The 12901-nt window shown below is 63.5% G+C and carries 13 protein-coding genes and 1 pseudogene; 6 read left to right on the top strand and 8 right to left on the bottom strand.

The features are described from left to right. The first annotated feature begins 534 nt into the window (after positions 1-534). Positions 535-771 carry a helix-turn-helix domain-containing protein gene (locus tag JQ611_RS05955; protein ID WP_212265366.1) on the top strand — a complete coding sequence of 79 codons (237 nt, stop codon included), beginning with the start codon at positions 535-537 and terminating at the stop codon, positions 769-771. A 114-nt stretch (positions 772-885) separates the two neighbouring features. On the opposite strand, the gene JQ611_RS05950 is transcribed toward JQ611_RS05955, so the two are convergent. The 3 genes from JQ611_RS05950 to JQ611_RS05940 all read right to left on the bottom strand — a co-directional run bounded on the left by JQ611_RS05950 (position 886) and on the right by JQ611_RS05940 (position 4497). Next, on the bottom strand, positions 886-1566 hold the full coding sequence (locus tag JQ611_RS05950; RefSeq protein WP_192734724.1) for a response regulator transcription factor: 681 nt from the start codon (positions 1564-1566) through the stop codon (positions 886-888). A 378-nt stretch (positions 1567-1944) separates the two neighbouring features. Next, entirely contained in the window at positions 1945-3549 is a 1605-nt protein-coding gene (locus JQ611_RS05945; protein WP_212265367.1) for a Do family serine endopeptidase, read from the bottom strand. Between the two features lie 228 nt (positions 3550-3777). Beyond that, positions 3778-4497: a TetR/AcrR family transcriptional regulator gene (locus JQ611_RS05940; RefSeq protein WP_212385541.1), complete on the bottom strand. Its 720-nt coding sequence runs from the start codon at positions 4495-4497 to the stop codon at positions 3778-3780. 164 nt (positions 4498-4661) lie between these two features. On the opposite strand from JQ611_RS05940, the gene JQ611_RS05935 reads away from it, so the two are divergent. Both JQ611_RS05935 and JQ611_RS05930 read left to right on the top strand, forming a co-directional pair. Next, complete coding sequence (locus JQ611_RS05935) at positions 4662-5075, top strand: hypothetical protein (protein WP_212464780.1); 414 nt, start codon at positions 4662-4664, stop codon at positions 5073-5075. A 43-nt stretch (positions 5076-5118) separates the two neighbouring features. Continuing rightward, positions 5119-5634: an MAPEG family protein gene (locus tag JQ611_RS05930; RefSeq protein ID WP_212412521.1), complete on the top strand. Its 516-nt coding sequence runs from the start codon at positions 5119-5121 to the stop codon at positions 5632-5634. Between the two features lie 8 nt (positions 5635-5642). Here JQ611_RS05930 and JQ611_RS05925 read toward each other — a convergent pair whose 3' ends face one another. The 5 genes from JQ611_RS05925 to ccmI all read right to left on the bottom strand — a co-directional run bounded on the left by JQ611_RS05925 (position 5643) and on the right by ccmI (position 10354). Continuing rightward, complete coding sequence (locus JQ611_RS05925; protein ID WP_212464779.1) at positions 5643-6164, bottom strand: DUF1993 family protein; 522 nt, start codon at positions 6162-6164, stop codon at positions 5643-5645. Between the two features lie 82 nt (positions 6165-6246). Then, the gene (locus JQ611_RS05920; RefSeq protein ID WP_212464778.1) at positions 6247-6747 is read right to left on the bottom strand and encodes a cytochrome c-type biogenesis protein; all 501 of its coding nucleotides are present in this window, start codon (positions 6745-6747) and stop codon (positions 6247-6249) included. Positions 6748-6751: 4 nt separating this feature from the next. Further along, positions 6752-8734 carry a heme lyase CcmF/NrfE family subunit gene (locus JQ611_RS05915; RefSeq protein WP_212464777.1) on the bottom strand — a complete coding sequence of 661 codons (1983 nt, stop codon included), beginning with the start codon at positions 8732-8734 and terminating at the stop codon, positions 6752-6754. Beyond that, positions 8731-9216, bottom strand: coding sequence for a cytochrome c maturation protein CcmE (gene ccmE / locus JQ611_RS05910; RefSeq protein ID WP_212385553.1), 486 nt, complete (start codon positions 9214-9216; stop codon positions 8731-8733). The genes JQ611_RS05915 and ccmE overlap by 4 nt, the downstream gene beginning before the upstream one ends. 34 nt (positions 9217-9250) lie before the next feature. Next, on the bottom strand, positions 9251-10354 hold the full coding sequence (gene ccmI, locus JQ611_RS05905) for a c-type cytochrome biogenesis protein CcmI (RefSeq protein WP_212265375.1): 1104 nt from the start codon (positions 10352-10354) through the stop codon (positions 9251-9253). A 641-nt stretch (positions 10355-10995) separates the two neighbouring features. On the opposite strand from ccmI, the pseudogene exbB reads away from it, so the two are divergent. The 3 genes and pseudogenes from exbB to JQ611_RS05890 all read left to right on the top strand — a co-directional run. Then, a pseudogene (gene exbB / locus JQ611_RS05900) lies at positions 10996-11700 on the top strand (tonB-system energizer ExbB); the annotation flags it as partial. 5 nt (positions 11701-11705) lie between these two features. Further along, positions 11706-12131, top strand: coding sequence for a TonB system transport protein ExbD (exbD, locus tag JQ611_RS05895; RefSeq protein WP_212265377.1), 426 nt, complete (start codon positions 11706-11708; stop codon positions 12129-12131). Beyond that, complete coding sequence (locus JQ611_RS05890; RefSeq protein WP_212265378.1) at positions 12128-12877, top strand: energy transducer TonB; 750 nt, start codon at positions 12128-12130, stop codon at positions 12875-12877. Before exbD ends, JQ611_RS05890 begins: the two co-directional genes overlap by 4 nt. Positions 12878-12901 lie beyond the last annotated feature (24 nt).

Raw genomic sequence — 12901 nt, 5'->3', positions numbered from 1 at the left:
TACTTTGCGGGAGCGACGTCTGGCGCGTGACTCCGGTTTCCTAAACACCGCTCGGACCAGAAACGATGCCATCGAAATAAAACGCGTGGTATCGAACGAGCATAATAACACAGCAAATGAGCGAAGCTGTATTCTGCCGTTCATAATGGTCCAGTTGCAGGCTCGAGTCCGGGCGAACCATTTACGATATCAGCAGCTGATCACCGTTACAGTGGCCAGAGGCTTCGCCCAGCTCCAGAATTCGTCGCAGCTATTGCGCTGAGTAGGGGCGAAGAATTGGGAAGTGGGGACCTCTCCTTTCATTCGCTTTGGTATCCAATTGCACCACGCATTTTTGACAACCATTTTGCTTCGGCACCGCCAATTGCATCATGTGGGGATGACGACGTTATCTCATGCGCTCTTTGTCGGCCGCTGTACCAAGCTAGGCCAAGGAGGCGCGTGAGATTGTCGCCCGTGCCGGAATCGCAAGTCGAGGACAAGGGCGACGAGACTAGCCACGCCATGGCCCGCAAACGATAAGGCTCTTATCTGATGAACGAGTTCGGACAGAAGGGAAAGGTACCGCTCTCGGAACGGCTCTCGGTGTCACCTGAGGAGGCAAGCGCCCTCACCGGGATCGGGCTGACCTCCATTCGTGAGGCGATCAGCGGCGGTGATCTCAAGGCCAAGAAGCACGGGAGGCGTACGATCATCCTGCCGGACGATTTGAGAGTATGGCTCAAAATGCTGCCGGATGCCGGCAAGCCGATTGAAGAAAGCCCCGCTTAGGCGGGGCTTTTGCTTTTCGGAGGTGCTGCGAAGCCGACCGACGGTTGAGAGAGCCGGTAAATAATTGGCAATTGAAAACAAGACCTATAAAAAAGATACAACAATTATAGCATCTTATCTGATCCCGTCACGGATCATGTATCCGGCGCCGCGGATCGTGTGCAGCAAGGGCCGCTCGAAGCCCTTGTCGATCTTGGAGCGCAGCCGCGAGATATGCACGTCGATGACGTTGGTCTGCGGATCGAAATGATAATCCCAGACGTTTTCCAGGAGCATGGTGCGCGTCACCACCTGCCCTGCATGCTTCATCAAATATTCGAGCAGGCGAAACTCGCGCGGCTGCAGCGTCAGTTCGTCCTTGCCGCGGGCGACTCGGTGCGACAGCCGGTCGAGTTCGAGATCGCCGACCTTGTAGGTGGTTTCCTCGGCCGGACCGCCATGGCGGCGCGACAGCACTTCGACACGCGCGAGCAGCTCGGCGAATGAATAGGGTTTTGGCAGGTAATCGTCACCGCCGGCGCGCAGGCCCTTGATGCGGTCGTCGACCTGGCCGAGCGCGGAGAGGATCAGGACCGGCGTGCGGTTGCCCTTTTCGCGCAAGCTGCCGATCAGCGACAGGCCGTCGCGCTTCGGCAGCATGCGGTCGACCACCAGCACGTCGTAATCGCCGCTGTCGGCGAGCGACAGCCCTTCCTCGCCATCGCTGGCGAGATCGGCGATATAACCGACTTCGCGGAACGCCTTCACCAGATAGTCGGCGGACTCGCGGTCGTCTTCGATGATCAACAGGCGCATTTGGGAGGCGGTTGCGGTCTGAGAAGCGGTTGTGCTCACGTTGTGGGCCTTTTCTCACCATGGCGCGTGGCGCATGCCGATGCAAGGCAACGGGGAACCCGCGCAATTATTTGTGTTCCCAGAGCTTCGGTCTCCGAAGCTCTGGATTCTTGTTTTGACGCGTTTTCATCACGCAAACCGGTGCCCACTTTGCTCGAAAACGCTTTCGTGTAGAAAAAGCGGGCGGCGAGGCTGGGGGACCCCGCCGCCCTTTTCCCTTCCGACAGAGGGGGGCGTATTCCATCGAAAGGTAGCTGGAGGGAGCGAGTTTTGCACCCGCTCCCCGGAAGGAGCCGTCGGCGGGGGCGACTGTTGCCGGCGAAACCCTCCATCTCGTATTTAACCCTTCGCTACCGGCACTGCCACGAACCGCGACGAACCGCCGCTCTTCACGCGCATGAGAACGCTGCTCTTGTTGTCGGTGCGCGCCGCGTTGATCGCATCACGCACTTCGCCAGCGGTAGCGACGCTCTTGCCGGCCACTTCCAGGATCACATCGCCTTCCTTGAACCCGCGCTCGGCCGCCGCACTCTTCGGGTCGACCTCGGTGACCACGACGCCTTCCTTGCCGGCGCCGGCCACGCTGTTGGCGGGGGCAACCGTCATGCCGAGCTTCGGCACGTCGGTTCCCTTGTTCGGCTTGGCCTTGTCGCCGTCGTCGATGCTGGCCTTGGCCTCAACGGTGTTCGGCAACTGGCCGAGCGTGAGATTGACGACCTTGTCCGCACCCTTGTGCAGCACGTTGAGCTTAACCGCGGCTCCCGGCGCCAATCCGCCGATGGTTCGGGCGAGTTCGCGCGCGTCCTTGACCGTTTCGCCGTTGACAGCGGTGATGACGTCGCCGGATTCGATGCCGGCCTTGGCCGCCGGACCATTGGCCTGCGGTTCCGCCACCAGCGCGCCTTCCGCCTTTTTCAGGCCGAGGCTGTCGGCGATATCCGAAGTCACGGGCTGGATCTGGACGCCGATCCAGCCGCGGGCGACCGAGCCCTTGTCCTTGAGCTGGGCGACCACGCTTTTTACCGTCGAGGCGGGAATCGAGAACGCGATGCCGACGCTGCCGCCGGACGGCGAATAGATCGCGGTGTTGACGCCCATCACCTCGCCGGCGGTATCGAATGCCGGTCCACCCGAGTTGCCCTTGTTCACGGGCGCGTCGATCTGGATGAAATCGTCATACGGACCGTTGCCGATGTCGCGGCCGGAGGCCGAGACGATGCCGGCGGTCACGGTTCCGCCGAGGCCGAACGGATTACCGACCGCGAGCACCCAGTCGCCGATCCGCGGCTTGGAGTCGGACAGCTTTGCGAACGGGAAGTCGGTGCGGCCGGCGACCTTGATCAGCGCGAGGTCGGTGCGCGGATCGGTGCCGATCACCTTGGCGGAGTAGCTCTTGCCGTCGTCCATCGTGACTTCGACCTTGTCGGCGCCGTCGACGACGTGATTGTTGGTCACGGCATAACCGTCAGGCGAGATGAAGAAGCCGGAGCCCTGGCCGGTCACCGGGCCACGGCCGCCACGCGGGTTACCGCGCAGACCGGGCGGCAAACCATCCGGTCCACCGAAGCGGCGGAAGAAGCGCTCCATCGGCGAGCCCGGCTGGAACGGCGAGTCGTCGTCCCGGTTGGCGCTATCGTCCTTGTCCTTGCTGGCAACCTTCTCGGCGATGTTGATCTTGACCGAAATCACCGACGGCTTCACGCGCTCGACGATGTCGGCAAAGCCGATCGGCCGCTCAACCTTGCGGACTTCGTTGTTGACCTGCGCGTGCGCCGCGCTGGTGAACACATCGACCGGGCCCGACGAAGGGCTGAAACCATAAACCGCGGCGCCGAGGCCGGCGACGACGGACGCCATCAGCGCGAATTTGCGCGCCGAGAAAAGCTGACGGCGCGGGGCGCCATAGGACGGAAGCGAGGACAGATCGACGGGACGTTCAGTCATTTTGGGAAATCTCCAGATCCAGAATTCGACGGTGCGGGGGGCTGGGCACCTGACAGGACGGAAGATGGGGTCTGGCGCCTTACCGCGCGCTGGCGAGGGAATTAAACTTTTGTAATGGAGGCGGTTATGGCTGCGGCAGTTTAGCGCAGGCAATCCAAGGGCTTAGCGCCGGCCGAAAGTGGCGTTTTGAGGGGCGTTGCGGCCCCTCATTTGCTGCAAATGGCGCTGCTAACCGCCCTTGGATTTACTGGATTTTCTGGACTTATTCCCGGATTTGCTGCTCGCGCCATTGGCCAGGATATCCGCCATCTTCTCGATTTCGCTGGCGTCGTCCCACTTGCGGTCGGGGGCGAACACACAGCGCGTCAGGAAATACCCGACATGCATGCAGTGCACGGCGCGGGCCAGCACCTCGACATCGACATCGCTGCGGAGCCTGCCGTCGGCGCGCAGGTTGTCCAGGCTTTCGAGCATGGGTTCCCAGATATGCCGCTGCCACAGCTCGGCCATCGCGCCCCTGATGTCGTCGTTCTGAATCATCTCCGCGGTGACGGTGCGGGCGATTCCCGGGTTCTTGACCACCATCGCCATCTCCTCGCTGGCGGCCGCGATGAACCAGTCCTTCAGGCTCGGGGCCCTCGCCTTGATCTGCTTTTCGCGCGTCTCCCACTGCCGCGTCAGGCCTCGCTGCAGCATGATCGGAAACAGCACGCGCCGGACCAGATCGTTCTTTGAGGGGAAGTAACGAAACATCGTCTTCTCGGTGACCCCTGCGCGCCGCGCGATCTCGGCCGTCGTCGCGCCGTCGACGCCGCGCTCGCCGATCAGGGCGACCGCGGCATCGATGATCGCCTTCTCCTTGGCCGTGGCCGGTGTGAGGAATTTTTCGGTCTCGCGTTCGAGATCGGCCAGCGACAGGCGGGATTTTCGGGCCGGTTTTTGATCCATGACTTTGAAAATTCCCGCCTTTCCAAAAAGTATAGTGATCACTATCTTTTTATATAGTGCCCACTTTACTCCGATGTATAGTACGCACTATACTCTTCGTCGTCGTTACGCAAGTGCGCCGAGGCGCCGCCGCCCGCGATACTTGCCAGGAAACGGAGATCACGATGACCGCATCACGGCAAACGCTGCTTCGCATCAACGCCCTCTTCCTGCTTGCCGCTTCGGCCGGCGGCTTCTACAGCGACGTGCTCGGCATCTTTTTCGCAAGCGGGCCCGTCGCCAAAATCGTCGCGGCCGCGCCCTATTCCGGTCTCGGCTTCATCGAGGCGCACGGGCTGGCCTTCCTGATGGGCATTCAGATGTGGCGCGCCGAACCATCGCGCGCCTGGCATCTCACCGCCGTGGCGATTCACGTCCTGCTCGGCACCTCCAATCCGGTATTCTGGCAACTCTTCGTCGCCGCGGACATGCTGGTCGTCGGCTATGTGACGACGGCGCTGCACGGGCTGTTCGTGGTGCTGCAATTGATTGCCGCGAGCACCATCGCGGCCCCGATAACCGGACATGCCCGGGCCTGAACAAGATCATTTCGTATCCATTTGAAAGATTAAGGAGCTGGACGTGACACGCGAACAGAAGACCGTTGCGATCGGAGCCGCGAGCGGTGTTTTGACGATGGTGCTGGCGGTTGCCGGCATCTACCGGCTTTGGCCGGATACCGCAGCCCTCACAGATGTTGCCAGCCGGCTCGCCTTCACCCTGAAGGCCAATGCGTTTGCGGCGATCCCGCTGCTGGTCGGCATCATCACCGTCGGCAACAACCGGTTTCTCAGCGAAGCCATCGATCCAACGCTGCACAAGGAAGACGCCGCGACCGAGATCAACGGCCGGGTGCTCGACAACACGCTTCAGCAATACGTGCTGTTTCTGGCGGGCACGCTCGCCCTCAGCGTCACCCTGACGGCAGCGCAGACCAAGGTCATTGCCGCCGCCGCTATTGTGTTCTTCGTCATGCGGTTTGCGTTCTGGGTGGGGTACCGCATCCACCCGCTCTATCGCGCCTTCGGCATGTCGTCGACGATCTACCTCAACGTCGGCATTCTCGGCACGGCGGTTTGGAAGACCCTGTGGGGATAGACCAGCCCTCAGGTCTTCAACTTCAAGCGTCCCATAAAATCCCGTTTGCCGAGCGGAACGCCGTTGGTGCGCAGGATGTCGTAAGCCGTGGTGGCGTGGAAATAGAAATTCGGCAGCGAGAACGACATCAGGAAGCCTTCGGCCGTGAACGGCAATTTGCGGTCGCCCAGCGCGAAGATGACGTCGCGGCCAGCGAGCGCATTGACCGCCTCCGGCGTCAGCGCCGACAAGGCGTCGCGGGCCTGCGTCACGTGCGCCTGCAATCCGGCGAAGTTGAACGGGGTCTTGAACGACGGCGGATTGAAGAGGCCCTGCTGCACGCCCTCGATGGCGCCGCGGGAATGCTGGACGACGGAAATGATCTGGAAGCGGAACGGCAGCATGTCCGCCGCCAGCCGCGTCTCGACGATCGCTTCCGGATCGATGTTGTTCTCTTCAAAATGGCTCAGCGCGCGGTCGAGGAATCCGCTGACCGCGCCGAGGGTTTGCAGATAGTTCGCCACGCTGGCGTCGTAGAGCGAAAGAGCCATTGCGAATTCCCCCTTTGGCGATGTTGTTCTTGACGGCCGCAATGTAGCGGCGGAACCGGCCGGCTTGCAATCGGCACAGGCTTCAGGCCGGCTTTTCCGGCGACGTTTCCTTGGCGATCAGCCGTTCCAGGCGGGCCTCTTCCTCGGCCGTCAGCTTCAGCAAGCCTTGATCTTCCGTGCCCGGGGATTTCGAACGGCGTCGGCTGTAGATCCATAACGCCAGTCCGCCCCCCAGCAGCGCCAGCGGGGGCAACAGCCACAGCACCAGCGTATGCGGGTTGAACCGCGGCCGCAGCAGCACGAATTCGCCGTAGCGCGCCACCAGGAAATCGATCACCTGCGTATTGCTGTCGCCGGCAGCAATCCGCTCGCGCACCAACAGCCGCAAGTCGCGCGCCAGCGGCGCCTCGGAATCGTCGATCGACTGGTTCTGACACACCATGCAGCGCAGTTCGCGCGACAGATCGCGCGCGCGGGCTTCCTTGCCCGGGTCCGCCATGATCTCGTCGGGCTGCACCGCGTAGGCCGCCGGGCATCCGATCAAGAGAAACGTAGCAAATGCGCAGGCCAGGAGCGCTTTCAATGGATCACTCCGCGGCCTGCAACGCCCGCGAAGCCTTCGCGGGCTTCGGCGCCCCGACGCGCAAGCGCCGGTCCGACAGCGACAGCAGGCCGCCAAACGCCATCAGCACGGGGCCCCACCAGATCAAAAGCACCAGCGGCTTGTGATAGATGCGTACCGCGACCGCGCCTTCGCTCGTGCTCTCGCCGAGCGAGATGTAGAGCTGGCTGGCGCCGCGCGTCAGCAGCGCGGCCTCCGTCGTCGACGATCCCCGCGTCGTGAAATTGCGCTTGGACGGCGTCATCACGCTGAGCTTCTCGCTGTCCAGACGAACCGTGAACTGCGCGATCATCTCGCGGTAATTCGGTCCCTGCCGCTGCGTGACGCCGTCGAGCTTCAATTCGTAGCCGGCAACCCTGGCAACCCCGTTCGGCTTCAAGGTGCCGATATATTCGCTGTTCCAGGTGGTCTCGCAGACGATCCCGATCAGGGCCACGCCGACGCCCGCATGCGCGAACGCGGTGCCCCAGGTCGCCCGTGGCAAGCCCCGCGCGCGTTGCATCGCGGTCGCAAAGGGGGCGCGAAACAAGGCCGTGCGCTCGGCGAGATCAGTCATCGCGCCGGCGATGACGAAGATCGCAAGCCCGATCGCGAGCGGCGCAAAGGTGCTGCCGCCATAGGTCCATGCATACGCCACGGCAATCGCGACCAGCGCCGCGATGCCCGCCGCCGTCAGCCGCTGCGCCGCGCCGAGCAGGTCGCCGCGCTTCCACGCCAGCAGCGGCCCGAACGACATCGCCATCATCAGCGGCACGAACAGCGGCCCGAAGGTCAGATTGAAGAACGGCGCGCCGACCGAAATCTTGTCGCCGGTCAGAACTTCCAGCGCCAGCGGATACAGCGTTCCGACGAACACCGTCGCGCAGGCCGTGGTCAGGAACAGGTTGTTGAGCACCAGCGCGCCTTCGCGCGAGATCGGCGCGAACAACCCGCCCTGCTTCAGCGTCGATGCGCGCCATGCATACAGCGTCAGGCTGCCGCCGATGAAAAAACAAAGGATCAGCAAGATGAACACGCCGCGCGTCGGGTCGGTCGCGAACGCATGCACTGACGTCAGCACGCCCGATCGCACCAGGAAGGTGCCGAGCAGCGACAGCGAGAAGGTCAGGATCGAAAGCAGTATGGTCCAGACCTTCAGCGCATTGCGCTTTTCCATCACAACGGCGGAATGCAACAGCGCGGTACCGGCGAGCCACGGCATCAGCGAGGCATTCTCGACCGGGTCCCAGAACCACCAGCCGCCCCAGCCGAGTTCGTAATAGGCCCAGTACGAGCCCATCGCGATGCCGAGCGTGAGGAATATCCACGCTACCAGCGTCCAGGGCCGCACCCAGCGCGCCCAGGCCGCATCGATCCGCCCTTCGAGAAGGGCTGCGACCGCAAACGAAAACGAAATCGAGAATCCGACATAGCCGAGATAGAGCATCGGCGGATGCACCGCGAGGCCGATGTCCTGCAGCACCGGATTGAGATCGCGGCCCTCGATCGGCGGGGTGGCGATGCGCAGGAACGGGTTCGAGGTCATCAGGATGAACAGATAGAACGCGGCCGCGATCCAGCCCTGCACCGCCAGCACATGGGCGCGCAGCGACAGCGGCAGATTGTTGCCGAAGGCCGCGACGAGACCGCCGAACAGCGCAAGGATCGCCACCCACAGCAGCATCGAGCCTTCGTGATTACCCCAGACGCCGGTGATCTTGTAGAGCAGCGGTTTGGTCGAGTGCGAATTCTCGAACACGTTGGCGACGGAGAAATCGGAACCGACATGGAGCATCACCAGCGCCGTGAACGACACCGCCACGAACAGCAATTGCGCCAGCGCCGTGGAGCGCGCGACATTCATCAAGGCGACATCGCCCCAGCGCGCCCCGGCGATCGGCACCGTCGACTGGATCAGCGACAGCGCCAGCGCCAGCACCAGCGCGTAATGTCCGGCTTCCGCGATCACTTAGGCGCCCCCTGCGTGGGCGCCGCCGAAGCGCTCGGCTTGGCGCCGTAATCGTCCTTCCAGTGCCCCTGCTTCTTCAGCGCGTCGGCGACGTCCTTGGGCATGTAGGTCTCGTCATGCTTGGCGAGCACGGTGTCGGCCCTGAACACGCCTGTTGCGTCGATCGCGCCCTCGGCGATGACGCCCTGCCCTTCACGGAACAGGTCGGGCAGGATTCCCTTGTAGGCAACGGGCAACTTCGCGGCGCCGTCGGCGACGCTGAAATTCACCGCCAGATTGTCGCCGCGCACCAGCGATCCCGGCTGCACCAGGCCGCCGAGGCGGAAGCGCTTGCCGGCCGGAATCTGCTTCTCGGCCGCCATCGAAGGGGTGGAAAAGAACACGATGGAATCGCGCATCGCGTTCAGCACGAGCGCCGCCGCCACCGCGAGCACCGCGAGCGAACCGCCGATCATGGTCAAACGCCGCTGCTTGCGCGTCATGATAATCCTTTGGTTCCCTGCATGATGGGTTCCATCATCCGTCAAGCCCGAGATTCTTCAGGCCTTCATTGAGCTGGCGCAAGCGTTCGGCATCGTTCGCAACCGCCTGTCGTGCATCGCCTAGCGCGCTCACCGCCTTGTCGCGCTCGCCCATCACCATATAGGCCCGCACCAGCCGCAACCATCCCTCAACATCGTCGCCGTCCTGCTTCAGCCGTGTGGCAAGGCGGTCGACCATGCCGCGGATCATCGCGCCACGGTCGGCCTCGTTCATGTCCTTGGCCGCAGCCATCGCATCATTCGACAGCGCGGGTGCCGCCGGACCGCCGACCCGCACCAATGCGGCCTGAACCAGCGGCCGCCACGGCGCATCGGCCGGCGCCTTGGCCAGCATCGCGCGCCAGATCGCGGCGGCGTCGGTGCGACGGCCATCCTGCTCGGCGGCAAGCCCGAGGAAATAGCCGGCTTTGGGCTCGTCGGCGTTCAGCGCCGCCGCGCGTTCGAATTCGGCTTTGGCCTGCGAGGTCACGACGCCGCCCGCCGAACCGGTCAGGGCTTCGCCGAGATCGGACCGACGCTCGGCGCTGTCGCCATTGTAAGTGATCGAATTGCGCAGCGCGCGGATCGCGTCGTCGTAGCGGCCGAGCCGCGCCAATGCCGGGGCCAGCACGCTCCAGCCGCGGCCGTCGGTCGGATTTTTTTCCAGATGCGCCTCGACCTGCGCGATCAGATTGTCGATCGGCTGGTTGACGTCGGGGGCGCGGCTGCGGCTGGCGAGCGGGAAATCACCGAGCTGCGGCGATCCCAACGAAAGGTAGAAAGCAACCGCCGCAACCGGCAGCCCCACCAGCGCCAGGACGGTCGAGGCCCGGCGTAGCCCGAGGTTCGCCTGTGCCGGCAGGTCATCCCTGCCATCCGCGGCCGCCAGCAAGCGACGGCTGATCTCGACGCGCGCGGCTTCCGCTTCCGAGGGCCCAATCAGGCCGGCGGCGACATCGCGATCGATCTCGGTGAGCTGGTCCCTGTAAACGGCAGCCTCGCTGCCACCGGCTTGCACCGCCGAACCGCGACTCAACGGCCAGAGCACGGCAAAGATCGCCGCGACCGTCATCAGCGCGAACACAAACCACAGCGTCATCAAGCGGTTCCCGGGCGGAACGGCGCCTACGAAGCAGGCACCGATAGCGCCGCTTTACACCACCGGCGGCAAGCCCGGCAATTGACAATTGCGGCAGAAAAACCGGGGAAACCGGAGTGGTCGCAGACTCACCCGTGTGGGCGCCGCAGAGTCAGCGGGCGCGACGCGCGAACCGACGAGAAACTTCGCGCAGATCCTGCAATCCCCGGAGAGTGACGCGTGAGTCACGCCACCCAGCCCGAGCGCCGGATTCGCTGCACTGACTCAATCTTAAATTGACCATATATAATTATGCATCCGTAGACATGGAGGTGCCTACCTTTTGATCTTGGCGACGGAAATCTGGCGTGTGCGATCAAACATTCCCGACGCGGCCGCTGGAGGATGCAGCACCAAGCTATAGCATTTGCACCAAGACGTAGGCGATGCTACACAATGGGGTGAATACGTTAATTCCCAGCCCCTTAGAGGCAAAACCGATGCGATCCTGGAAAGCTCTTCGACGCGACGCCCTTCCATTTGGCCTTGTTGGAATTTTGGATGGCCCGAAGGTTCGCCGCGGCGCCGCGTTACTTGCGCTCCCGTTCTTGTTCCCATCGCTTGCGGCGTCGGCACAGGATGGTGTGGACAGAACCGCGATCGCGGCCGCGCTGCTGCCCCGCGATCTCAGCCCCTGGGGCATGTTCATGCAGGCCGACATCGTCGTCAAAGCCGTGATGATCGGCCTGGTTTTTGCGACCGTGGTGACCTGGACGGTATGGCTGTCAAAGACGATCGAACTGATCAAGGCGCGCCGCAATGCGAAGAACGCCTTGCGCGAACTCGCCAACGCGAGGAACGTGGAAGACGCCGTGCGGCAGGTGCCCGAGGGGGCGGTCGCCCAATTGCTCGAGGGCGCGATGGCGGAATTGAAGTTGAGCACCGATCGAATGGACAAGGAAGGGATCAAGACCAGGGTTGCGTCCCGGCTTCAGCAGATCGAGGCGGCGGCAAGCAGGCGCATCGGGTTCGGCACCGGCGTGCTGGCAACCATCGGATCGACCGGTCCCTTTGTCGGACTGTTCGGAACGGTGTGGGGAATCATGAACAGCTTTATCGGGATCTCGAAGTCGCAAACCACCAATCTCGCGGTGGTCGCACCGGGGATCGCCGAGGCGCTGCTGGCGACGGCGCTTGGGCTGGTGGCGGCTATACCCGCCGTCATGATCTACAATCTGTTCGCGCGCCAGATCAGCTCGTACCGCGCGCTGCTCGGCGACGGATCATCCGAGATCACCCGCCTCGTTGGCCGCGACCTCGACGGCGGCGCCCTGCTCGTCCGGCGACATCTCGCGGCGGCGGAGTAACGGCCATGGCTGTCAGCGTGAACCAGAGCAATGGCGATCTTGCTGAGGTCCATGAGATCAATGTGACACCGTTCATCGATGTCATTCTTGTCCTGCTCATCATCTTTATGGTCGCCGCACCGCTCGCCACCGTCGACATCGCGGTCGATCTTCCGGCGTCGAATGCGGAGCCGCAGCCGCGGCCTGACAAGCCGGTCTATCTGACGGTCAAGCCGGACCTTTCGCTGTCGGTCGGGAACGAGACGGTCGGCCGCGCCGCGCTGCCCGGCGTGCTCGATGCGAGCACCAACGGCCATAAGGACAGCCGAATTTTCCTGCGCGCCGACAAGCTCGTCCCGTATGGCGAGGTGATGCAGGTGATGAACATGCTGCGCGCCGCCGGCTATCTGAAAGTCGCCTTGGTCGGACTGGAACAAGCCTCGTCGCCATGATGCAGCTTGCGGCCGAAGATCGTTCCGACCTGCAACGCTGGATGCTGAGCGGCCTTGCGGTGCTGTGCGTCTACGCCGGTGTGACGGCCACTCTAGCGACCTGGCGCTATCCGGACGACGTCGCGGCGACCGAGCCTTCCGGTGCGATCGTGGTCGACCTCGCACCGTTGCCGGCAGCGCCTTCGACCACACCATCCGATGTCGCGCCCGGCCCGGAACAGGTGATGTCGGAAGCGCAGCCCGTGGCGAAGCCCGACGTGACTCCGCCCGATGAAACACCTGAGCTGCCCCCCGCGCCCAATCCGGATGCGGCCGTGGCGCTGCAGAGCAAACCACAGCCTGAGGTGACGCCGCAGCAGCAGGCGGCGGCCGCTACCACGTCGGCACCCGCAGCTGTCCCGGAGCGCATCGCGCCGGTGGCGGTGGCGCCGACACAGGGCGCGCCGAATGTGAAAGATTCGGAAGCCGCGGTGACATGGCGAACCAAAGTCCTCGCCTTGATCGAAAAGAACAAGCGCTATCCGGAAGCCGCGCGGCCGCGGCAAGGGACGGCACGCGTGTCGTTTGCGCTCGATCGCAAGGGAATGGTGGCCAACGCGCGCGTGATTGAAAGTTCGGGCTCCAGCGCGCTCGACGAGGAAGCGGTCGCGCTGCTCAAGCGCGCGGAGCCTTTTCCGACGCCGCCCGCAAATTTTCCGGGCGATTCTGTTGTCGTGAGACTACCGATCCGCTTCACCGTGAAATAGCGCGGACAAGAACGGACTGCAGAG

Origin of the sequence: Bradyrhizobium sp. AUGA SZCCT0182, assembly GCF_018130185.1 — a bacterium.
Taxonomy (GTDB): Bacteria; Pseudomonadota; Alphaproteobacteria; order Rhizobiales; family Xanthobacteraceae; genus Bradyrhizobium.
Note: the sequence above shows the minus strand (reverse complement) of the source record. Positions and strands in the feature narration are given on the sequence as shown.

Bases quoted from the DNA above. Each gene is read 5' to 3' on its own strand.
- JQ611_RS05955 (WP_212265366.1), top strand. From the start codon at position 535: ATGAACGAGTTCGGACAGAAGGGAAAGGTACCGCTCTCGGAACGGCTC.
- JQ611_RS05950 (WP_192734724.1), bottom strand. From the start codon at position 1,566: ATGCGCCTGTTGATCATCGAAGACGACCGCGAGTCCGCCGACTATCTG.
- JQ611_RS05945 (WP_212265367.1), bottom strand. From the start codon at position 3,549: ATGACTGAACGTCCCGTCGATCTGTCCTCGCTTCCGTCCTATGGCGCC.
- JQ611_RS05940 (WP_212385541.1), bottom strand. From the start codon at position 4,497: ATGGATCAAAAACCGGCCCGAAAATCCCGCCTGTCGCTGGCCGATCTC.
- JQ611_RS05935 (WP_212464780.1), top strand. From the start codon at position 4,662: ATGACCGCATCACGGCAAACGCTGCTTCGCATCAACGCCCTCTTCCTG.
- JQ611_RS05925 (WP_212464779.1), bottom strand. From the start codon at position 6,164: ATGGCTCTTTCGCTCTACGACGCCAGCGTGGCGAACTATCTGCAAACC.
- ccmE (WP_212385553.1), bottom strand. From the start codon at position 9,216: ATGACGCGCAAGCAGCGGCGTTTGACCATGATCGGCGGTTCGCTCGCG.
- ccmI (WP_212265375.1), bottom strand. From the start codon at position 10,354: ATGACGCTGTGGTTTGTGTTCGCGCTGATGACGGTCGCGGCGATCTTT.
- exbD (WP_212265377.1), top strand. From the start codon at position 11,706: ATGGCTGTCAGCGTGAACCAGAGCAATGGCGATCTTGCTGAGGTCCAT.
- JQ611_RS05890 (WP_212265378.1), top strand. From the start codon at position 12,128: ATGATGCAGCTTGCGGCCGAAGATCGTTCCGACCTGCAACGCTGGATG.